The organism is Simplicispira psychrophila DSM 11588, from assembly GCF_000688255.1.
In the GTDB taxonomy this organism is placed as follows: domain Bacteria; phylum Pseudomonadota; class Gammaproteobacteria; order Burkholderiales; family Burkholderiaceae_C; genus Simplicispira; species Simplicispira psychrophila.
In genome coordinates this window covers 132,666-154,388 of record NZ_JHYS01000009.1, presented here as the reverse complement: position 1 = coordinate 154,388, position 21,723 = coordinate 132,666, and the positions used below count along the sequence as shown (strand labels likewise).

The following is a 21,723-nucleotide window of genomic DNA, read 5'->3' as shown; positions in this document are numbered from 1 at the left end:
GGACTGAGAAACACCCTGGGGCACCACCATGGAAACCGTACGGTTTCTCGCCCCGTTACCCGATCCAGATCATGCTGGCGTGGGGAGTTTCCAGTGCAGGCACCTGCCCGTTTTGTCTCTGTAACTTCACAGGCGGACGACGATGACATTGCACACCTCCTCACACACCCACACCATTCTCGGCGCTGGCCTCATGGGCCGACTGCTGGCTGTTTCTCTGGCACGCCAAGGCCATGGCGTCACCATTTACGACAGCGGTGGCCCGCTGGGTGAGCACTCCGCTGCGCGTGTGGCGGGAGGGATGCTGGCGCCATTGGCTGAGTCAGCAATCACCGAGCACGGTGTGGTGCGCATGGGCCGGCATTCGCTCACGCGCTGGCCCGAGCTACTGGCGCCGCTGAGCACACCGGTATTCTTTCAACAAGAAGGCACGCTCATCGTCTGGCACCGCCAAGATGCCAACGAGGCCGACCGCTTGCGCCTGCAGCTAGAAAAAACCCGCGCCACCGTAACCGAGCTGCCCGCGATGCAGGTGCTCGACAGCGCCAGCATGGGTCAGGTCGAGCCGGCGCTGGCACAGCGCTTCTCGCAAGGCATGTACCTGCCCGGCGAAGGCCAGCTGGACAACCGCCAATTGCTGGCAGCACTGGCGCAAGAGATGGCGACACTGGGCGTCACGGCGCACTGGAATTGCCCGAAAAATCCAGACGAAGTCAGCGTCGATGCCAATGGCTGGCTGCTTGACTGCCGTGGCTTGGGCGCACGCCCGCAATGGTCGGCGCTGCGCGGCGTGCGCGGTGAGGTGGTGCGTATCCACGCGCCCGACGTCACGCTGCAGCGCCCGACGCGCCTGGTGCACCCGCGCTATCCGATCTACATCGCACCCAAGCAAGACCATGTGTTTGTCATCGGCGCCACCGAGATCGAGTCCGAAGACCTCTCCGCCCCCAGCGTGCGCTCGGCGCTGGAACTGCTCAGCGCCGCCTATGCCGTGCACCCCGGTTTTGCCGAAGCCCGCATCCTTGAAATCGCCGCGCAATGCCGCCCCACCCTGCCCGACAACCTGCCCGCCATCCGCCAGACGGCGCCGCGCACGCTGGAAATCAATGGCCTGTACCGCCACGGCTACATGATTGCGCCGGCCATGCTTGACGTGGTGCTGGAGGTGCTGGACAGCGGCCAATCGGCCCTGGCCAGCAGTTTTGATCTGTCGCTGCACCTGCTCGAACAGCACTGAACCGGTTAGCGTATGTCGATGCACATCACCATCAATAGCAAACCGTGCGAGTTGCCCGAAGGCGCCACCGTGACCGACGCGCTGGCGACGATGCAAGCCAAGCCGCCTTATGCCGTGGCCGTCAATACCGTCTTTGTGCCGGCGCCTGAGCACCCACGCCACCCGCTCAAGGCCGGCGACCGGGTGGAAGTCATCTCTCCTGTCACCGGCGGCTGAATTCAGCGCGCACGCTGACTCCCTTTCTTCTGGATTTTTGCCATGAACACATCCTCTACCGACGACGCACTGGTCATGTACGGCCAGTCTTTCTCTAGCCGCTTGCTGCTGGGCACCGCCCGTTATCCCTCACCCACCGTGCTTCAAGCGGCGGTACAGCGCGCCAAGCCGGCCATGGTCACGGCCTCGCTGCGCCGCCAAGGTAGCAACCCGGCGGAAAGCGGCCACGGTTTCTGGGACTTGCTGCGCAGCCTGAATGTGCCGGTGCTGCCCAACACCGCCGGCTGTCACAGCGCACAGGAAGCCATCACCACCGCGCACATGGCGCGCGAGGTCTTCAACACGCCGTGGATCAAACTCGAAGTGATCGGCGACGACTACACCTTGCAGCCCGACACGCTGAACCTGGTCGCCGCCGCTGAAAAACTGATCCGCGATGGTTTTTACGTATTGCCCTACTGCACCGAAGACTTGGTGCTGTGCCAGCGTTTGGTCGATGTCGGCTGCCAGGTGGTGATGCCGTGGGCAGCGCCGATTGGCACCGGGCGCGGCCCGGTCAATCCGTATGCGCTGCAAGTGCTGCGCGAGCGGCTGTCAGTCCCCATGCTGGTGGATGCAGGCTTGGGTCTGCCTTCACACGCCTGCCAAGTCATGGAGTGGGGTTTTGACGGCGTGCTGCTCAACACTGCCGTGGCACTGGCGCAAGACCCGGTTGCCATGGCCGGCGCTTTTGCCGATGCCGTGCACGCCGGTCGCAGCGCCCGCCACGCCGGCGCCATGCAGCCACAGCACGCCGCACAACCCAGCACGCCGGTGCTGGGCACGCCGTTCTGGCACCACGACCAGCCTGCCTGACGGAGCCGCCGATGGACATCGCCACCCTGGCCCAAGACATCGTGCGCCACCACACGGCCACCTTTGCTCCTTGCACACCACAGCCCCCCCCGAACAGCAGCGAAACCGCGCCGGCCTACAACGCCGCCTTGCAAGCCTGCAGCGTTTTGGGCTTTATTGCTATCGATGCCGACTGCCTGGCACGCGCTTGGCAGGCGCGCTTTGAACGCACGGGCGCTGTGGATGTGGCGCACTGGCCTGACTTACCCGCTGACTTTGGTCTGCCGTCCACACCGCAAGCCAATGCCTTCGCCGCCTGCCCGCGCCAACTCGGTCTGTACGCCGTGCTGCCCGACGCCACCTGGGTCGGCCGCATGGCGCGTGCGGGTGTGCCGACGGTGCAGCTGCGCTTCAAGTCCGACGATGTCGATGCCATTGCCCGCGAAATACGCGATGCCGTGCAAGCGGTACAAGGCACGGATGCATTGCTGTTCATCAACGACCACTGGCACGCGGCACTGGCTGCCGGCGCCTATGGCGTACATCTGGGCCAAGAGGATCTTGACGCACTGCAAGCACACGAAGTAGCCACGCTGCGTGCCTCGGGTGTGCGGCTGGGGGTGAGCACGCATGGCTACGCTGAAATGCTGCGCGCGGCAGCCGTGGGGCCGAGCTACATCGCCATGGGCGCTGTTTTTCCAACCACGCTCAAACGCATGGCTACCGCCCCGCAAGGCGTAGCGCGGCTGGCGACCTATGCCCGGTTGATGCAACAGTACCCGTTGGTAGCGATTGGCGGCATTGGCGCTGAACATTTTGCAGAAATTTTGGCCACGGGCGTTGGCTCAATTGCCGTGGTGCGGGCGCTGGTGAATGCCCCAGACCCGGAAGCTGCAGCAACACAGCTACTACAGGCAATGGCTATCTGATACCTTATTTCAGCGGTTTCACCTCGTCCTCGTCGAGCTCAAACCGGGCCTCAAAGCGGTCACTGACGGCCCCAAACCCAATCGGTTGACCGGCCGCAGGTGCCGGCGTGGCGTCCAGCGCCGGCAAGTCGTTTTGAGTCAAGGGCGGCAGGTCGGTGACCTCAAAAAAGAGGGGGTCGGACAGGTCGAGATCCAGCGTCAACACGGGCGCAACAGCGTCTAACGGCGGCGGCACGGTGCCAGGCTTGGGCGCTGCTTTTTCTGACAACAGGAAGTCGTCGTAGTCGATCAGGTTGCTATTGGCCGGCAGCTGCACGGCATCCAGATCCAGCCCCGGACCAGCCTCCACGGACATGTTCGCATCCAAAAATGGCCCCAAATCAAACTCCAGATCCATGCCCATATCGTCGCTTGCCACGGTCAGCGGCTCTGGCGACAAGAGCGCTTGCTCTGGCCGCTCCTGCACCAGCGGCGGCAATGGCACTGGGTTTGCAGAGGGCGTGGTGCGCTGGCGCGGCGGCGGTGCACCACGTGCGCTGGCGGGGGTGGTGCTGGCAATGGCGTAGAGCAATAACAAATCGTCGTAGGCAGGCAGCTCAAACGGCTCGACTGCGCTGCTGTGGCTGCCATTGCGACGAAAGATACAGTTTTCCAGCAGCGGCAACACGGCGACATCACTCCACACCGCCTCGATGTTGGCCACGATTTCGGGGTAGCCCAGCAAAGTGCGCCCGCCCTCTTGAAAGGCGACAAATTCAGGCACTAGAGCATTGAAATGCTGCTGAAACCGCGCCCGCAACTGTTTGAAATCCTCGCTACGACTAAGCGAGCGGTAAAGGCGCAGCAGCTCCAGGTACATCAATGGCGAGGCGGTTTCATTCTCGTCAATGTGCTGGTGCATCACCTCGATGGCTTGGTCATGCTCCCCCACTGAGACAAAAAATTCTGCCTGCTGCTGCAAATCAAACAAATCCTCAGGATGCAGCACGCGCACTGCCGGGATGGTGATCGGGGGCGGCATCAGAGGGGGGAACGGGGCTAGGGGTGCAGCTGCGGTCATGGACGTCGCCAGTTCCAGCGGTACTGGCTGTGACGCAGCAGCCGCTTGCGGTACTACTGTGGGCACCAGACCTTCTGCTTTGTCCAGCCGGGGAGAAAATGCCGGCACCGAGGGCATCAAAGCCGATTCAGTCGCTTCGTCCGCAGCGGCGGCAAAACCTTTGGTATTCAAGGCTGCCGGGTAATTCCAGTCCGGCTCGGTGCGTTGCACTGTCATTTGCCCACGCAGACGCTGCCACAGCCAACCCAGCAGCGCAAATGCCGCCACCAGCAGGGCTAGCAAGCCATACACCAGCGTGGCGGAAAAGCGCTCGCTATCGAGGCGCTCCATGCGCTGTTGCAAATCCGTCACCATCCCCTGCATCTTTTCGCGGCTGGCGCGCGCCGCATTGATTTCAGCTTGCTGCTGCTGCAAACGCGCCTGGGCTTTCTGCAGATCTTCAGCAGCCGTCGTGAGCGCCTGCGAAAGCGCTGTGGCTTGGGCGCGCTGCTCACCCGGCGCAGACGCAGGGCCAGCCAGCCAATCACCCACCGGCTCCACCGTCAGCCGCGAGCGCGGCTGCGCGTCGGCCGCTGCAGGAGCGGAAACCACAGGAGCACCCGCCACAACGGTTTTGCGCGGTACTGGCTCTTTGGCTGGTTTGGAAGACTTTGGTGGCTTGGACGTCTGAGGTGGTGTGGTTGATTTGGGTGGTTTCGGCAGGGCTTTTGGGCGCGTGGCGGCCAGAGGTGCAGAACGGCGCTCCATGGCAGCTGCAGCTACAGATGCAGTGGGTGCAGCGACAACCGGTGCACGTACATCCTGGCGCACTGCCATGCCATTGGCAGCCGCTAGCGGCGCTGGCAAAGCTGCAACCACCAGTGGCAAGGTGACAGAAGAAGCATCTATCGGCGTATCGACAAAAAAATCATAGGTACGCGCGACCACACCCGAGCATCCCACTACCAAGCGCACTGTCAGGATCGGTTCCACCACCGCCAAGGAGGAGCGAATGCGCACCGACGGCGGACGGCCAGCGACCACAGGCAGCGCAGCAATACGAAAACGCGAGCTGTCGATAGGGGTCTCGCCGGCGATCGCAGAGGCATTGATGCACGCGACCTCCAGCTCCATGCCAGGATCGGTGTGAATATCAAAGACCAGGTCGATAGGCCGGCCCAGAACCACATGGCCGTGCGCCTCGCCCAAAGACAGGGCGGCTGCGCTCCCAGCAAAAAGGCCTACTCCAAGGCCCAACAATGTGTTAGTAAATTTCACTTTTGTATCTGATATTTAGCATGAATTTTGGCACACCTTGTCATATAAGAGACAGCGTCACTGCGGCATTGTGAAAAGGGGGAGATGGCACCACAGCCACTGCACGGGCGACAATCAGCGCGCTCCCGCCACCTACCAGACACCCCCATGGACGAACCCATTCTGACCATCGAAGAACGTGAAGCGATCAACTCCGGCCGCTGGTTCTCCACCCTCTCTCCCTCGCTGCGCCACGACATACTGCGCTGCGCCTATGTCAGGCGCTTCAAGGACGGCAGCCTCATCGCCGCCCGTGGCGACCCCCCAGAAGAATGGGGTGCCTGCGCCAAGGGCGCGGTGCGCGTCAGTTCCACTTCGCTTTCTGGCAAGCAGATCACGCTGACCTATGTCGAGCCGGGCATCTGGTTTGGTGATGTGTCGATCTTCGATGGCGATCGGCGCACGCACGACGCCTATGCCCATGGCGACACCACGACACTGTGCGTGGCCAGGGCCGATTTCAAAAAAATCCTCACGGCCCATACCGAACTATCCGACGCCATGCTGCGCCTGAACGCACGGCGTATTCGCCAGCTCTACGGCCTGGTGGAAGACCTCAACACCCTGCCGCTGCGCGCGCGCCTGGCCAAACAATTGCTGCATCTGGTGCGCAGCTACGGCATTTCCAGCCTTTCCAATGCCGACGAAGTGCGCATTGGCCTGCAACTGGCGCAAGAAGAACTGGCCCAGTTGCTGGGCGCCTCGCGCCAGCGCGTCAACCAGGAGCTCAAGGCGATGGAGCGCGAAGACGCCATCCGCATCGAGCCAGCCGGCCTGGTAGTGCGCGACCGTGCAGCTTTGCTGCGCATTGCAGCCATCGACAATTGAAGGCCAAGTTAATTTATTTTTGATAGCTATAAGCGCTTATCCCATAAGCGCTTCAGCCTGTTTTATCTAAAAACAGATGCGGCAGGCAGGTTTACAACCAGTACTCCCAGAGTCGCGCAAATCCCTCTTGCAAACGTTGACCGAGAGGTCTGCGGCGCCACTGCTCCAGCGTGATCTGGTCTGACAGCGCCAGATCATGGGCAAACATGTCTGCCAACTGCTGGCCAAATTCGCGCCCCAACACCACCGCATTGATTTCGTAGTTGTGCAAAAAACTGCGCCAGTCCAGATTGGTAGAGCCGACCGTGGCCCAGACGCCATCGATCAGCGCGGTTTTGGAGTGCAGCACGCGTCCGCGCCGCTCGTAAATCTGCACACCGGCGCTCAGCAATTCATCGTAGTGGCTGCGCCCGGCATGGAACACCAGTTGCGAATCTGTGTGTTGGGGCAAGATCAAATGCACCTGCACGCCGCGCGCCACTGCGGCTTTGAGGGCGGCCATCAATTGCGGGTCAGGGGCAAAGTAGGCATTGGTCAGGAGTACGCTGGTTTCGGCACTTTCAATGGCCGATAGCAGCGTGGCGTAGATCAGGCTGAACGGCTCCTCGGGGGAGCTACCAATGGCACGCACGACGTCCTTGCCCACACTGCGCGGCGCAGGAAACCAGTTGCGCACTTCCAGCGACTCGCCTTTTTGCGATGCCCAGGCGTCCAGAAACAGTTTTTGCAACTCGGCCACCACCGGTCCTTGCAGCTGCATATCGGTATCGCGCCAGGACGTGCCAGCATCCGGCGCGCGGGCCTTGCTTGAGCGTGCACCTGAGCCCGAGTGCGAGCCCAAGCCGGTGGACGAGCCGCCCGAATACACACTGCTGATGTTGATGCCACCCAGAAAAGCGATCTTGCCATCGACGATCAGCAGCTTGCGGTGGTCGCGCTGGTTCAGCTCCCACTCCTTGCGTGCCAGCAGCGGGTTGATCGGATTGAATTCCAGCACGCGGATACCGGCATCGGTCAGTGGCTTGAAAAAGACCGCCGGCGTGCCAATGGTGCCGACGCTGTCATGCATCAGATTCACCTGCACGCCCTGGCGCTGTTTGGCGATCAGTGCAGCGGAAAAAAGCCGACCCATTTCATCGTCTTCAATGATGTAGGTTTCCATGTGGATATGGTCGGTAGCCGCAGCGATGGCAGCCAGCATGGCGGCATAGGTCGCCGGCCCGTCGCGCAGCAGTTGTACGCGGTTGCCCACCGTCAAGGGACTGCCGGTGATGGCCTCTTCCAGCGCCAAGTGGCGCGTAAAGATATCGGTATCGGAACTGCGGCTGCGCAGGCGATCAAGCACCGCCTTGCTCTGCGCCTTGGTCAAAGGGCCGCGCGCGCCTTCTAGCTGCACCGGTCGGGCATGGCGCAGCTTCAAATCGGGCACCAGAATGGGCAAGCTGGCAGTGCAGGCCGTCAACCCCAGCATCACAAGGTATGACGCGACCCACATCCACACGCGGTACCAGGCACGGTGCCCAGGATGGGCATTCCAAACAATGGACGACATGCACGATCCTTTGCGAATGGACTGGAAAACCCGCTATCAATCGCGGGCTTGCTGCGCCAGCCACTGCGCAGCGCCTTGGCCGGCGCGCACGCCACTGGCCATGCAGGCGGTGAGCAGATAGCCGCCGGTGGGCGCCTCCCAATCGAGCATTTCACCAGCGCAAAACACCCCCGGCAAAGCCTGCGCCATCAGCTGGTCATCCAGCGCCTCAAAAGTCCCCCCCCCCGCCGTGCTGATCGCCTCGTCCAGGGGCCGCATCGCCACCACCGTGATCGGCAGCGCCTTGATGGCAGCCGCCAGCAGGTACGGGTCGGCCACGCGCTCCTTGCCCAATTGCTCGTACAGGATGCCCATCTTGATACCGTCCAACCCCAACCGGCTTTTGAGGTGGCTCGACAACGAACGCGTGCCACGCGGGTGGCGTACCTCAGCCAGCACGCGCTCGGGCGTGTGGTCAGGCAACAAATCCAGCGTGAAGGTGGCATGGCCGTGGGCAACGATTTCATCGCGCAGCAGCGCCGAGACGGCGTAGACCAAGCTGCCTTCGACGCCGGTCGCTGTGGCGACAAACTCACCCCGGCGGCTGAAATGCCGGCCTGCGCTGTCGGTGAACGCCAGTGCCACGGTCTTGAACGGCTGGCCGGCAAATCGCTCGGCAAAGTGCGCCGTCCAGCCAACGGCTGGAGTCGGCGTCTGGCCGATCAGCTCCTGCAGAAATTCGCGGCGTGTCTCGACTGCACCGCCTTGGCGCGGCACGTCAAAGCCGCAATTGCTCGGCTGCAGCGGCACCGTCGCCACACCACGTGCGGCCAGCCAGGGCAGCCATGCGCCATCCGAGCCCAGACGCGCCCAGCTGCCCCCCCCCAGCGCCAGCACCACGGCGCGGCCCTGAACACTGATGTCACCACCGGACGTGTGAAATTGCAGCGCCCCGGCACTGTCCCAGCCGCCAAAACGATGGCGCATATGAAACTGCACGCCCTGGCTGCGTAAACGCTGTAACCAAGCGCGCAGCAGTGGCGCCGCCTTGAGGTCGGCCGGAAACACCCGTCCGGAAGTGCCGACAAACGTCTCGACGCCTAAATCCTGTGCCCAGCCGCGCACTTGCGGCGCACCAAACTGCTCCAACAGCGGCGCCATCTGCGCTTGCCGCGCGCCATAGCGGCTGACAAACGGCTCCATCGACTCGGAGTGGGTCAGATTCAAGCCGCCCTTGCCGGCCAGCAGAAATTTGCGTCCCACGCTGGGCATGGCGTCAAACACGTGCACTGATACGCCCGCCTGGGCCAGGATTTGCGCAGCCATCAGGCCCGCCGGTCCCGCACCGATCACGACCGCCTCACAAACAAGGGAAGAAACAGAGGAAGAAACAGGAGAGGAAGATATTGAATTCATAAATTTTTCGATCGTGCTTGCAGCACACTTATTTTGCTATCACGGTCATAGCACTCAAGCCTAGACTTGGCGCGGGGCAAACACTGGTTTCTGTCACAATGGACGCACTTTATCCCGATCGGCCCTCTCTAAGGAAAGCGCAATGGCAAGCGAACTCATCAAACATATTTCTGACACCGATTTTGAAGCGAACGTACTGCAAGCCAGCGTTCCCGTGCTGGTTGACTACTGGGCTGAGTGGTGTGGTCCCTGCAAAATGATTGCCCCCATCCTCGATGAAGTGGCGGGCGCCTACCAGGGCAAGCTGCAAATTGCCAAAATGAACGTCGATGAAAATCGGGAAATTCCCGCCAAATTTGGTATCCGCGGCATTCCCACACTCATGTTGTTCAAGGATGGTCAGCTGGCTGCCACCAAGGTCGGCGCCATGAGCAAATCGCAACTCGTCGCTTTCATCGACGAACAACTGGCCTGACATTCCTTGGCCGCTGCGCAACCTTGTTGCACCGCGGCCACGCAGTACCTGCAGTGTGAACCTGTTTTTCTGCCCCCCTGCTTGCGCGCAAGCGGGTCTTTAAAAATTTTCCTGCATAATCCCATTTGATCGCTGGCCCACACGCATTGGCCAGTTCGAGCCCCCAGGCAAGCCAGAACTGCCAACAGCAGCCCTCTCGACGCACCGCCTTCTCTCCCTGATTCATACCCACTCCGCCAAGGAGTCACCCCATGCACCTCAACGAACTCAAGGCACTGCATGTGTCTGAAGTCCTCAAGCAGGCCGAAGAGCTTGATATTGAAAACGTCGGCCGTATGCGCAAGCAGGAGTTGATGTTTGCCATCATCAAGAAGCGGGCCAAGACAGGCGAACAAATTTTTGCCGACGGCGTGCTCGAAATCCTGCCCGATGGCTTCGGCTTTCTGCGCAGCCCCGACACCAGCTACACCGCCAGCACCGACGACATCTATATCTCGCCCAGCCAGGTGCGCCGCTTTAACCTGCATACGGGCGACATGATCGAAGGCGAAGTGCGCACGCCCAAAGATGGTGAGCGCTACTTTGCCCTGACCAAACTCGACAAGGTCAACGACGGCCCGCCCGAGCAGAACAAACACAAGGTGATGTTTGAAAACCTCACGCCCCTGTTCCCCAAGGAACAGATGCGGCTGGAGCGCGACGTCAAGAGCGAAGAGAACATCACTGGCCGCATCATCGACATCATTGCGCCCCTGGGGCGTGGTCAACGTGCCCTGATCGTTGCGCCGCCCAAGAGCGGCAAGACGGTGATGATGCAGCACATTGCCCACGCTATCACGGCCAACAACCCCGACGTGCACCTGATGGTGCTGCTAGTGGACGAGCGCCCGGAAGAAGTGACGGAAATGCAGCGCACCGTGAAGGGCGAGATCATTGCCTCGACCTTTGACGAACCCGCTGCCCGCCACGTCCACGTGGCTGAAATGGTGATCGAGCGCGCCAAGCGCTTGGTCGAACTGAAAAAAGACGTAGTGATCTTGCTCGACTCCATCACCCGTTTGGCCCGTGCCTACAACAACGTTGTACCCTCCAGCGGCAAGGTACTTTCGGGCGGTGTCGATGCAGCCGCGCTGCAACGCCCCAAGCGCTTTTTTGGCGCTGCACGCAAGGTGGAAGAAGGCGGCTCGCTGACCATCATTGCCACCGCTTTGGTCGATACCGGCAGCCGCATGGACGAAGTGATCTTTGAAGAATTCAAGGGCACCGGCAATTGCGAAATTCACCTGAACCGCCGCCTGTACGAAAAGCGCGTATTCCCGGCCATCGAGTTGAACAAGAGCGGCACGCGCCGTGAAGAATTGCTGCTGGCACCCGAAATCCTGCAAAAAACACGCATCCTGCGCCAGTTCATGTACAACATGGACGAAATCGAGTCAATGGAACTGATGATCAAGAACATGAAGGCCACCAAGAGCAATGTCGAGTTCTTCGATATGATGCGCCGCGGCGGCTGATGCTCCAATTCGTGCAATAATTGAAAGCTTTTCGCGAGAAGTGCTGCGGCAAATACGTGCTGCAGTGGCTGACGCAGTTGACCCACCCATCAAAGGATTCGCCATGAAAAAAGGCATTCACCCCAACTACCGCGAAGTTCTCTTCGTTGACCTGTCCAACGGTTTCAAGTTTGTTACGCGTTCGTGCGTGAACACCAAAGAAATGGGCCAGACTGAAGACGGTCGCGAGTTGCCCATGTACAAACTCGATACGTCGAGCGAGTCGCATCCCTTCTACACCGGCACACAAAAGTCGGTGGACAACATGGGTGGCCGCGTCGAGCGCTTCCGCAACCGCTTTGGCAAGACCACGGCAACGGCAACAGCACCGACAGCAGAATAATCCTGCTGCGTCTTTCGCCTCCAAAGGCAGCTCGGGCAACCGTGCTGCCTTTTTGTTTGCCTTGGCCCGCTCTTGTTCCTGACGACCCTGCTACTCTCCTGAACGCGTGAACCTACCCACCCCCGCCATCGTTCCCCAAAGTGCCGTGCGCCGGCTACCGCGCTGGGCACTGCTGTTGCTGTGCCTTGCCTACATCGTGCCGGGCTTTATCGGGCGTGGGCCCTGGCGGGGCGATGACATGACGGCCTTTGGCTACATGCTGGAATTGGCACAAGGCCATACCCCCTGGCTGGCCCCCGTCCTAGGCAACCTTGCCCCTGACACCGACGGCTTGCTGCCCTACTGGATGGGCGCCTGGGCCTTGCAGATGGCGCCCGCCGCCATGGCGCCTGAACTGGCGGCGCGCATGCCTTTTATTGCCCTCCTGGTGCTGACGCTGTGGGCCACCTGGTATGGCGTGTATTACCTGGCCCTGAGCCCCCGTGCACAGCCAGTGGCGTTTGCTTTTGGCGGTGAGGCACAGCCCCACGACTACGCCCGGGCCATGGCCGACGGTGGTTTGCTAGCCCTGCTGGCATGCCTGGGACTGGCCCAACCCTCGCACGAAGCCACCTCGTACCTGACACAGCTGTCCTGCACCACCCTGGTATTTTTTGCCTTGGCAGCCCTGCCCTATCGTGCGGTGGTGCCTTGGATGGCACTCTTCGTGGGCTTGCTCGGCTTGGTCTTGAGCGGTGCGCCCGCCTTGGCGCTGCTCTACAGCCTGGGCGGCGCCGTGTTTTGCTGGTGGGGCACTCAAACTCAAACCTCCGATACATTTTCCCCCTTGCATATGCGCCATGCCGGCCTCGGCTTGGTGCTGGCAGGTGCAGCGGCAGCGCTGCTGGCCTGGCAACTCGACCTGTGGCGCTGGCGCATCGTGTGGCACTACGCCAGCGCGCACGATGGGGTCAATTTCGGCCGTCTGCTGCTGTGGTTTACCTGGCCGGCATGGCCCTTGGCCTTGTGGACGCTGTGGCGCTGGCGCAAGCACATCACCAGTCGGCAAGTGCACCGTCACCTGTTGCTGCCCCTATGGTTCACCTTAGTGGCCATCGGTGCCGCACTCAGCACCCAGCCGTCAGACCGCGCCTTGCTGCTGGGCCTGCCGGCCTTGGCCACTTTGGCCGCGTTTGCGTTACCGACGCTCAGCCGCAGCGTGGCAGCACTGATCGACTGGTTTACGCTGCTTTTTTTCTCGGTCTCGGCGATTGCCATTTGGGTGATCTGGCTCGCCACACAAACCGGCATCCCGGCCAAACCAGCAGCCAACGTAGCCAAGCTGGCGCCCGGATTTATGGCATCTTTTTCAGGTTTCACTCTGGCGCTGGCCCTGGCCGCCAGCATCGCCTGGTGTGCACTGGTCGCCTGGCGCACCGGCCGCCACCGCGCCGCCATCTGGAAAAGTCTGGTGTTGCCTGCCGCAGGCGCCACCCTGGGCTGGTTTTTACTGATGACGCTGTGGCTACCGATGCTCGACTACGCACGCAGCGATGCCCCGCAGGTGCGCAGCATCACAGCGGTCATCGGGCACCCCCCCTGCGTCCTCGTCGATGGCTTGAACCGCAGCCAGATCGCGGCCCTGCAATACCACGGGGCACTGCACCTGCAAACCACTCCCGGCAATGCCGAGTGTTCTTGGCTTCTGACACCCGGCAACACGCCCATGCCAGTTGCGGTGCGACACCTGCAAGGACAAGACTGGACATTGCAGACGCAACTGGCACGACCAACGGACAAAACCGACTTCATAGCGCTGTACCGCCGCAGCAGTCCGGTTACAGCGCCGTGAGCGTGGGCACAACACCGTCTGCCTTCCAACCTGTCGGGCGCAGCCGAGAAGCTGGAAAGCACACTGAAAACACCGATCCCTTGCCTGGTACGCTGTCGATTTGCAGCACCGCGCCATGGCGCTGCAGCACATGCTTGACGATGGCCAGCCCCAGCCCGGTGCCCCCCGTCTCCCGTGATCGGCTGCGATCGACGCGGTAAAAGCGCTCGGTCAGGCGTGCAATGTGCACCGGATCGATGCCTGGCCCGGTGTCCGCCACCGCAAACACCGCGCCACCCTGTGCGTCCCGAGTCCACGTCACCGTGATGCTGCCGCTAGCGGGCGTGTAGCGCACCGCATTGCCGACCAAGTTGGACAGTGCGCTTTGCAATTCCGTCTGCGCACCGGCGATCTCGCCCATCCCCTGCAACGCCTGCAGCGATGGAAATTGCAGCACATGCACCCGCTGCGATGCTGGCGCCAGCAGGGCCGACAGCGCGCGCGCCTCATCCTCGCAGGCGCGCAGCAGTTGCCCTACTGGTGTCCACTCGGTCAGACCGGGCAACGGACTGCCCTCCAGACGGGACAGCGTCAGCAATCCCTGGACCACGCTTTGCATCCGCGCCGCCTGCTGCGCCATCAGTGCCAGATAGCGCTTCTCCTCTTCGGGCGCCAGGGACAGGGTCTGCAGCGTTTCGACAAAACCGCTGAGCACCGTCAGCGGGGTGCGGATTTCGTGCGACACATTGGCGACAAAATCACGTCGCATGACCTCGGCCTGCTCCAGCGCCGTCACATCGCGCGACAGCAGCAGACAGCGGCCCTGACCATAGGGATGCAGTTGTACCGACAGGCGTACCGGGCACGCGGGCGTACTGTAGCGGCCTGCCATCACCACCGCGCTGGAGAAATCACGCGCCGCGTAATAGGCACTGAAGTCCGGGTGGCGCACTAGGTTGCCAATCGACTGCAGCAAATCACGCTCCAAATCGATGCCGAAATGCGCAGCTGCAATCTGGTTACTCCATTCGATGCAGCCTGCGGCATTCAGAAAAATCACGCCATTGGGCGAGGCCTGCAGCGCCGATAGCACCTCTTGCAAACGCTGCTCGCTCTCTTGCACCTGGCCTTGCATCTGGCGCAGCAGGCGGCGTGCGCGGTCGCTGACTTCACCCCACAGACCGTGCAGGCGCGGCGCCTGGGCCAATTCACCTTGGCGCAGCCAACGCACCACCCGCGTGCCGCGCAGCATGTCCCAGGTAAACCAAACCCAAATCGCTACCGCGGCACCAACAGCCGCGCCCCACGGCCCCATCTGCCACCAACCCAGCAACCCGCCCGCTAATTGGCAGCAGAGAAAAACCATGACGCGAAAAAACATAGCGCTCAGGCCCTCGTTGGAGCCAACGCCTGCGGCTGGGCTGTAAAGCGGTAACCGGCGCCGCGCACGGTCTCGACCATCACCCCGCCCGCACCGAGCGACTCGCGCAGGCGCTTGACATGCACATCCACCGTGCGCTCTTCAATGAACACATGGTCGCCCCACACCTTGTCGAGTAACTGCGCCCGGCTGTGTACGCGCTCAGCGTGCTTCATCAGGTAATGCAACAGTTTGAATTCGGTCGGCCCTACCTTGAGCAGCTGCTCCTGCCAGGTGACGCGGTGCGTGGCGGCGTCCAACGCCAGGGCGCCGATAGCCACGCTGTCTGCCACCTGCTCCGGTGCGCGCCGACGCAGCACGGCACGGATGCGCGCCAGCAGCTCCTGTGTAGAAAACGGCTTGGTAATGTAGTCATCAGCACCAGCGTCCAGGCCGGCCACCTTGTCGGGTTCGTCGCCGCGCGCGGTCAACATCAGGATGGGGACGGTTTTGGTGCGGCTGTCGGCACGCCATTTTCGCGCCAGTTGCAGACCGCTCTGGCCGGGCAGCATCCAGTCCAGCAGGATCACGTCCGGCAGCACGGCATCCAGCTCGCGCTGGGCCGATTCGCCATCTTCTGACCAGATCGGCGCAAAGCCGTTGTGGCGCAGGTTGACGGCAATCAGTTCAGCAATCGCCGGTTCATCTTCGACGATCAAGACGCGGGGTAGATTTTTCATGGCGGTGGGCCTGCGCTTACAGCAGGGCCGATTCGATCTGGTCCAGCGAGGTATGGCGCACGTCCATCCCCTTGACCAGATAAATGATCAGCTCGGCCACATTTTTGGAATGGTCGCCGATGCGTTCAATGGCCTTGGCCAGAAACAGCAGATCTAGACTGGCTGAAATGGTGCGCGGGTCTTCCATCATGTAGGTGATGAGCTTGCGTACAAAGCCATCAAACTCTTCGTCGATCAGATCGTCCTCTTTCAAAATCGCCACCGCTGCCTGCACATCCAGCCGCGCAAAGGCATCCAGCGCCTTGCGCAGCAGGCCCGATGCCAGGTCGGCCGCCACACGCAGATCCATGGTCGGCAAAGAGCGCGGTGCGCCCGTCTGAATGATGGACTGCACCATGCGCGCCATTTTGCTGGCCTCGTCGCCCATCCGCTCCAAATTGGCCGTGGCCTTGGAAAACGCAATCAACAGGCGCAGGTCACGCGCCGTGGGCTGGCGCCGGGCAATGATGGTCGAGAGCTCGTGGTCAATCTCCACCTCCATGGTGTTGACGCGCTGCTCGATCACCTGCACCTTGGCCACGGCCTCCAGGCTGAAATGCGACAGTGCATAAATCGCGTGCTGGATCTGCGTCTCCACCAAGCCGCCCAACTCCATGACACGGGCGGTGACGCTGTTGAGTTCACTGTCGAACTGCGATGAAAGATGTTTTTCGGCCATGTCAGTCTCCTTCAGCCAAAACGGCCGGTAATGTAGTCTTCGGTTTCCTTGCGCTGGGGCTGGAAAAACAGCTCTTCGGTGCAGCCAAACTCAATCAGGTCGCCCAGGTACATATACGCCGTGAAATCGCTGCAGCGCGCTGCCTGCTGCATGTTGTGCGTGACGATGACCACGGTGTAGTCGCTCTTGAGCTCGGCAATCAGCTCCTCCACCTTGGCCGTCGAAATCGGGTCCAGCGCCGAACACGGCTCGTCCAGCAGCAGCACTTCAGGCTTAATGGCAATGCCGCGCGCAATGCACAGGCGCTGCTGTTGCCCGCCCGACAAGCCCGATCCACTCTGCCCCAGCTTGTCCTTGACCTCGTTCCACAAAGCCGCCTTGCGCAGCGCCCATTCGACCCGTTCGTCCATGTCGGTGGCACTCAGCCTGTCAAACAGCTTGACGCCAAAGGCGATGTTGTCGTAGATCGACATCGGAAACGGTGTCGGTTTCTGGAACACCATGCCGATCTTGGCGCGGATCAGCGCCACATCCTGCTTGCTGGTCAGCAGATTTTCGCCATCGAGCACGATCTGGCCCTCGGCGCGCTGCTCGGGATACAGCTCAAACATGCGATTGAAAGTGCGCAAGAGCGTGGACTTGCCACAGCCCGAAGGGCCAATAAAGGCGGTTACCTTGTTCTCGGGAATATCGAGGTTGATGCCCTTCAAGGCATGAAATTTGCCGTAGTAGAAATTGAGATCACGCACCGTGATCTTGGCGTCGTTGGTCGTCTGCGGACGGGTGGACATGAAGGTTTCCTTCTCTTATTCTTTATTTCTGGCGGGTCAAAACGCGCGCCAGGATGTTGAGCCCCAGCACCGTCACGGTGATCAGAAACACGCCTGCCCATGCCAGTTGCTGCCAGTTCTCATAGGGACTCATGGCAAATTTGAAAATAGTCACCGGCAGGCTAGCCATGGGCTTGGACAGGTCGCCATTCCAGAACTGGTTGTTCAGCGCGGTAAACAGCAGCGGCGCCGTCTCACCGGCAATGCGCGCCACCGCCAGCAACACGCCGGTGATGACACCCGAGCGCGCCGCACGCAGCGTCACCAGGGTGATGACTCTCCACTTGGGCGTGCCCAATGCATAGGCCGCCTCGCGCAGGCTGGCCGGCACCAGCACCAGCATGTTCTCTGTCGTGCGGATGACCACCGGAATGACGATCAGCGCCAGCGCCAGAATGCCGGCGTAGCCCGAGAAGCTGCGAAAGCGCGCCACCACCACGGCATAGACAAACAAGCCGATGACGATGCTGGGCGCCGACAGCAAGATGTCGTTGACAAAGCGCGTCACCGACGCCAGCCAGCCGCGCACGTCGTATTCGGCCAAGTACACCCCGGCCATGATGCCAATCGGCGTGCCGACAAACGTGGCCAACATTACCATCACCAGCGAGCCAAAAATGGCGTTGGCCAAGCCACCGTCCTCGTTCGGTGGCGGGGTCATTTCGGTCAGCAGCGCCAGACTCAGGCCCCCTAGCCCCAAGCGAACCGTCTCCCACAGAATCCAGACCAGCCAGAACACACCAAACGCCATCGCCGCCAGCGACAGTGCCAGCGCCATGCGGTTGGTGCGTTTGCGCCGCGCATACATGGCTTGGCGTGCCCGGGTTTGCTCGGCAGCGTGCAGCAGTTGCTGCGATGTGGTGGCGGTCATGCGCGGCTTCCCTCGCCCTTTTGCAGGCGGTTGAGCAAAATCTTGGACAGCGTCAGCACCACGAAGGTGATGAAGAACAACACCAGACCCAGGTAGATCAACGAGGCCTGGTGCAGGCCCTCGCCGGCTTCGGCAAATTCATTGGCCAGCGCCGAAGTGATGCTATTGGCGGCTTCAAAAATCGACAGCGAGTTGAGCTGATTCATGTTGCCGATGACAAACGTCACCGCCATCGTCTCGCCCAGCGCGCGCCCCAGCCCGAGCATGATGCCGCCCAGCACCCCTGTCTTGGTGTACGGCAACACCACTTTCCACATCACTTCCCAAGTGGTGGCGCCCAGGCCATAGGCCGACTCCTTGAGCAGGGCGGGCGTGACCTCAAACACATCGCGCATCACGGCAGCGATGAACGGAATGATCATGATGGCTAGGATGATGCCCGCCGCCAGCAGACCGATGCCCACGGGCGGGCCCGAGACAAACGCGCCCAGATAGGGAATGCCGCTGAACCACGACTGCAGCGGCTGCTGCACGTATTGCGCCAAGATGGGGCCAAACACCATCAGCCCCCACATGCCGTAGACGATCGACGGCACCGCCGCCAGCAACTCGATGGCCGTGCCCAAGGGGCGCTTGAGCCAGGCCGGCGAGAGTTCGGTCAAAAACAGCGCAATGCCAAAACTGACCGGTACGGCAATCAGCAGGGCAATGAACGAAGTGGCCAAGGTGCCATAGATCATCACTAGGCCGCCGTACTCGTTCTGCACCGGGTCCCAAACGCTGCTGGTCAAAAACCCCAGGCCATAGCGCTCCAGTGCTGGCCAGGCCCCAATGACCAGCGACGTCAGGATGCCTATCAGCAGTGCCAGCGTTAGCAGCGCGGCGGCGCGCGCCAACCAGCCAAAAAGCCGATCGGCCATGGTCCCCGACAGCAGCGGACGGCGGGCGGGTGGGAGATGCTTGCGGGCGCTAGCGCCTGCTGCGCCGCCGCTGCTGCTGGACAGGGTCGAGTGCACGGTCAAGGGTATGGACACGGTGGGCGCCTTGGATCAGAAAAATAAAGCCGGGCCCGCATCGCAGCGGACCCTGACAGGAGTTACTTCAAAGCAATGGCTTTGCCAGAAGTGTCCTTGATATCCGCCCAGGACTTCAGGATCACGCTCTTGACACTGTCGGGCATAGGCACGTAATCGAGATCACCGGCGGTCTTGTCGCCCGACTGATAGGCCCATTCAAAGAACTTGAGCGCCGCCGCCGCCTGCGCCGGCTTGTCCTGCACCTTGTGCATCAGGATGAAGGTGGCGCCAGTCAGGGGCCAGGCCTCCTTGCCGGGCTGATGGGTCAGGATCTGGTGGAAGCTCTTGCTCCAGTCGGCGCCAGCCGCAGCGGCCTTGAAGGCGGCATCATCGGGCGAGACAAAGCTGCCGGCGGCGTTTTGCAGCTGCACATAAGTCATCTTGTTCTGCTTGACGTAGGCGTATTCGACATAGCCGATCGAATTGGGCAGGCGGCCGACAAAGGCGGCCACGCCTTCGTTGCCCTTGCCGCCAGCGCCGGTGGGCCAGTTCACGGCCGTGCCTTCACCGACCTTGGCTTGCCACTCGGCGTTCACCTTGCTCAGGTAGTTGGTGAAGATAAAGCTGGTGCCCGAGCCATCGGCGCGGCGCACCGGCGCAATGGCGGCGTCGGGCAGCGGCACGCCGGGGTTGAGCGCCGTCAGCGCCGCATCGTTCCAGCGCGTGATCTTGCCCAGGTAGATGTCGCCCAACACCTGGCCGCTCATCTTGATCTGGCCGGGCGCAATGCCTTTGATGTTGACCACCGGCACCACACCACCGATCACGGTGGGGAACTGCACCAGGCCCTTTTTGGCCAGGTCTTCGTCCTTGAGCGGCGCATCGGAGGCGCCAAAGTCCACCGTCTTGGCTTCGATCTGGCGCAGGCCGGCGCCCGAGCCGACCGACTGGTAATTGATTTTCACGCCCGTGGCCTTGTAGTAGTCGGACGCCCACTTAGCGTACAGCGGCGCCGGAAAGCTGGCACCGGCACCGGTGGCCTCCTGCTGCGCCCAGGCGCCAGAGACGGCTCCCGCAGACAGCACACCCGCCACCAGAACTCGAATTGCAGACATTTTCATGAAGAAGCCTTTGGGTTGAAAAAGTGGAACTGAGGTCACTTTAAAAGGCGTTTGTGACATTGTCGTGACAGCAGAAATTTTTGTCATGCAACACCCTATTTCCCTGGCAGCGCTGTCACGCCATTGACATGGCACTTGCATAAGCTGCTCAACTGAACGCCAGGTTGGCCTCTGGTGCTACGCCTTGGCGCACCAAATGCACTATTAAAAAAATAGCTGCTAGCGCTTGTTAAACGTGGCTTACAGATATAAAAGTATTCGAAAGCAAGCATAGATAAGCGCAAGTAGCTCACTTTTTTAAATATGTCTGCACTGCCATGCAGGCGACAACCAAGCCGCCAACACGTTTCATCCCCCGCACTCCACACCCTCCTTGCCATGCACCATGACCGCTCCTCTCCTCCCCGCCTGAGCCGCCGGCACTGGCTGCAGTGCACGGCCATGGCGACCCTGGCCGGCGCCACTACCCTGCAGGCCCAAGAAACGGCCACGGCCCGCACAGCAGAGGCTGGCCGTGCCCTGACCATCGCCCAAATGGCAGACATGTCGGCCACCCAGCAAGATGTCAGCCGCGATTTTCTGATGGGCTCGCGCGCCGCCTGGCAAGACCTGAACGCACGCGGTGGTCTGCTGGGCAGGCCCGTAAAACACTTGGTGCTGGAGACCGATGGCAGCGCCGCCAGCCTGCAAGCCGCCTGGCAAAAAGCCCATGCCACGCCGGACTGCGTGGCCCTGTCGGGCTGTGTTGGTCACGCCGCCGCTGCGGGTCTGGCCACACTCCAGGCCCATGCCGCTACCAGTTCGCCTCTGGCCCAGATAGCGCCCTGGCTGCACAGCAGCGCAGCACACACAGCAGACAACACGGTGTTTGACATCTTTGCTGGCGACCAAGCGCAGATAACCCATGCACTCAAGACGCTGGCCACCCTGGGCGCACACGACATCGGAGTGGTCTATGGCAGCGCCCGCCTGCAGCAGGCGTCGCAAGCCGACATCGCCCAGGTGGCCCAGACCATGGGCCTGCGTACACAAGCCCTGTCAGCTGCCAGTCGCTCCGCGCCACCGCACCCGCTGATTCTGTTCATCGGCGGCACGCCGGAGCTACATGTTTTCATGCGCCAGTTGGTGCTGCCCGCAGGCCGCCAATGCTATGTGGTGGCGCTGGCCGACGTGAACCTGCAAGTACTGGCGCAATTGGGCGGCCTGCCGCGCAATACCTCGGTGATTGCCACGCAGGCCGTGCCGCTGCTCACGTCCAGCCTGCCGGTAGTACGCGCCTACCGCACAGCGCTGGCACGCCTGTACGACGAACCTGCCTCGCCCCTGGGCCTGGCCGGATTCATTGCGGCGCGCTACACCGGGATCGCTCTGGCCAGCATCAACGGCGCCATCACCCGCGCCAGCGTGCTGACGGCCCTGCGCCGGCGCAGCGACGCCAATATTGGCGGCTTCATGCTCACCTTCCAGAACAAAAAACGCATCAGCAGCCACGTCACGCAAACCATGCTCACGCCGGACGGGCGGATCATTGGCTAAAAC

20 protein-coding genes are annotated in these 21,723 nt (G+C 61.8%); 10 read left to right on the top strand and 10 right to left on the bottom strand.

Annotated features, from left to right (window positions below; genetic code table 11):
- Positions 1–142: 142 nt before the first annotated feature.
- From thiO to thiE, 4 genes are read left to right on the top strand one after another with little or no spacing between them, the layout of a single operon-like run.
- A complete protein-coding gene (thiO, locus tag Q390_RS0111180; RefSeq protein WP_027996140.1) occupies positions 143–1,237 on the top strand; it encodes a glycine oxidase ThiO in 1,095 nt (364 codons plus the stop codon).
- 18 nt (positions 1,238–1,255) lie between these two features.
- On the top strand, positions 1,256–1,453 hold the full coding sequence (gene thiS, locus Q390_RS0111175; protein ID WP_027996139.1) for a sulfur carrier protein ThiS: 198 nt from the start codon (positions 1,256–1,258) through the stop codon (positions 1,451–1,453).
- 42 nt (positions 1,454–1,495) lie between these two features.
- Positions 1,496–2,308: a thiazole synthase gene (locus Q390_RS0111170; protein ID WP_027996138.1), complete on the top strand. Its 813-nt coding sequence runs from the start codon at positions 1,496–1,498 to the stop codon at positions 2,306–2,308.
- 11 nt (positions 2,309–2,319) lie between these two features.
- Positions 2,320–3,216, top strand: coding sequence for a thiamine phosphate synthase (gene thiE / locus Q390_RS0111165; protein WP_027996137.1), 897 nt, complete (start codon positions 2,320–2,322; stop codon positions 3,214–3,216).
- A gap of 4 nt (positions 3,217–3,220) precedes the next feature.
- On the opposite strand, the gene Q390_RS0111160 is transcribed toward thiE, so the two are convergent.
- Positions 3,221–5,533, bottom strand: coding sequence for a type IV pilus assembly protein FimV (locus Q390_RS0111160; RefSeq protein WP_156949889.1), 2,313 nt, complete (start codon positions 5,531–5,533; stop codon positions 3,221–3,223).
- Between the two features lie 147 nt (positions 5,534–5,680).
- On the opposite strand from Q390_RS0111160, the gene Q390_RS0111155 reads away from it, so the two are divergent.
- Positions 5,681–6,400: a Crp/Fnr family transcriptional regulator gene (locus Q390_RS0111155; protein ID WP_027996135.1), complete on the top strand. Its 720-nt coding sequence runs from the start codon at positions 5,681–5,683 to the stop codon at positions 6,398–6,400.
- 91 nt (positions 6,401–6,491) lie between these two features.
- On the opposite strand, the gene cls is transcribed toward Q390_RS0111155, so the two are convergent.
- Both cls and Q390_RS0111145 read right to left on the bottom strand, forming a co-directional pair.
- Entirely contained in the window at positions 6,492–7,952 is a 1,461-nt protein-coding gene (gene cls / locus Q390_RS0111150; protein ID WP_084153877.1) for a cardiolipin synthase, read from the bottom strand.
- Between the two features lie 36 nt (positions 7,953–7,988).
- Entirely contained in the window at positions 7,989–9,347 is a 1,359-nt protein-coding gene (locus tag Q390_RS0111145) for a TIGR03862 family flavoprotein (protein WP_027996133.1), read from the bottom strand.
- A 142-nt stretch (positions 9,348–9,489) separates the two neighbouring features.
- Here Q390_RS0111145 and trxA point away from each other — a divergent pair, with 142 nt between their 5' ends.
- From trxA to Q390_RS0111125, 4 genes are all read left to right on the top strand, one after another.
- Entirely contained in the window at positions 9,490–9,822 is a 333-nt protein-coding gene (trxA, locus tag Q390_RS0111140; RefSeq protein ID WP_027996132.1) for a thioredoxin TrxA, read from the top strand.
- Positions 9,823–10,073: 251 nt separating this feature from the next.
- The gene (gene rho / locus Q390_RS0111135) at positions 10,074–11,336 is read left to right on the top strand and encodes a transcription termination factor Rho (protein ID WP_027996131.1); all 1,263 of its coding nucleotides are present in this window, start codon (positions 10,074–10,076) and stop codon (positions 11,334–11,336) included.
- A 103-nt stretch (positions 11,337–11,439) separates the two neighbouring features.
- Positions 11,440–11,718, top strand: coding sequence for a type B 50S ribosomal protein L31 (locus tag Q390_RS0111130; RefSeq protein ID WP_027996130.1), 279 nt, complete (start codon positions 11,440–11,442; stop codon positions 11,716–11,718).
- 106 nt (positions 11,719–11,824) lie between these two features.
- A complete protein-coding gene (locus tag Q390_RS0111125) occupies positions 11,825–13,549 on the top strand; it encodes a hypothetical protein (RefSeq protein ID WP_027996129.1) in 1,725 nt (574 codons plus the stop codon).
- Here Q390_RS0111125 and phoR read toward each other — a convergent pair.
- The 7 genes from phoR to pstS form a co-directional block, all read right to left on the bottom strand.
- Positions 13,536–14,909, bottom strand: coding sequence for a phosphate regulon sensor histidine kinase PhoR (gene phoR, locus Q390_RS18250; RefSeq protein WP_051603185.1), 1,374 nt, complete (start codon positions 14,907–14,909; stop codon positions 13,536–13,538). The genes Q390_RS0111125 and phoR overlap by 14 nt on opposite strands.
- Positions 14,910–14,914: 5 nt before the next feature.
- On the bottom strand, positions 14,915–15,628 hold the full coding sequence (phoB, locus tag Q390_RS0111115) for a phosphate regulon transcriptional regulator PhoB (protein ID WP_027996128.1): 714 nt from the start codon (positions 15,626–15,628) through the stop codon (positions 14,915–14,917).
- A 16-nt stretch (positions 15,629–15,644) separates the two neighbouring features.
- A complete protein-coding gene (gene phoU / locus Q390_RS0111110) occupies positions 15,645–16,346 on the bottom strand; it encodes a phosphate signaling complex protein PhoU (RefSeq protein ID WP_027996127.1) in 702 nt (233 codons plus the stop codon).
- A gap of 11 nt (positions 16,347–16,357) precedes the next feature.
- Entirely contained in the window at positions 16,358–17,137 is a 780-nt protein-coding gene (gene pstB / locus Q390_RS0111105; RefSeq protein ID WP_027996126.1) for a phosphate ABC transporter ATP-binding protein PstB, read from the bottom strand.
- 22 nt (positions 17,138–17,159) lie between these two features.
- Complete coding sequence (gene pstA, locus Q390_RS0111100; protein ID WP_051603184.1) at positions 17,160–18,047, bottom strand: phosphate ABC transporter permease PstA; 888 nt, start codon at positions 18,045–18,047, stop codon at positions 17,160–17,162.
- Entirely contained in the window at positions 18,044–18,967 is a 924-nt protein-coding gene (gene pstC / locus Q390_RS0111095) for a phosphate ABC transporter permease subunit PstC (protein ID WP_037472789.1), read from the bottom strand. Before pstC ends, pstA begins: the two co-directional genes overlap by 4 nt.
- Positions 18,968–19,143: 176 nt before the next feature.
- Positions 19,144–20,184: a phosphate ABC transporter substrate-binding protein PstS gene (gene pstS, locus Q390_RS0111090; protein ID WP_027996123.1), complete on the bottom strand. Its 1,041-nt coding sequence runs from the start codon at positions 20,182–20,184 to the stop codon at positions 19,144–19,146.
- 378 nt (positions 20,185–20,562) lie between these two features.
- Between pstS and Q390_RS0111085 the strand changes: the two genes are divergently transcribed.
- Entirely contained in the window at positions 20,563–21,720 is a 1,158-nt protein-coding gene (locus tag Q390_RS0111085; protein ID WP_027996122.1) for an ABC transporter substrate-binding protein, read from the top strand.
- The last annotated feature ends 3 nt before the right edge of the window (positions 21,721–21,723 follow it).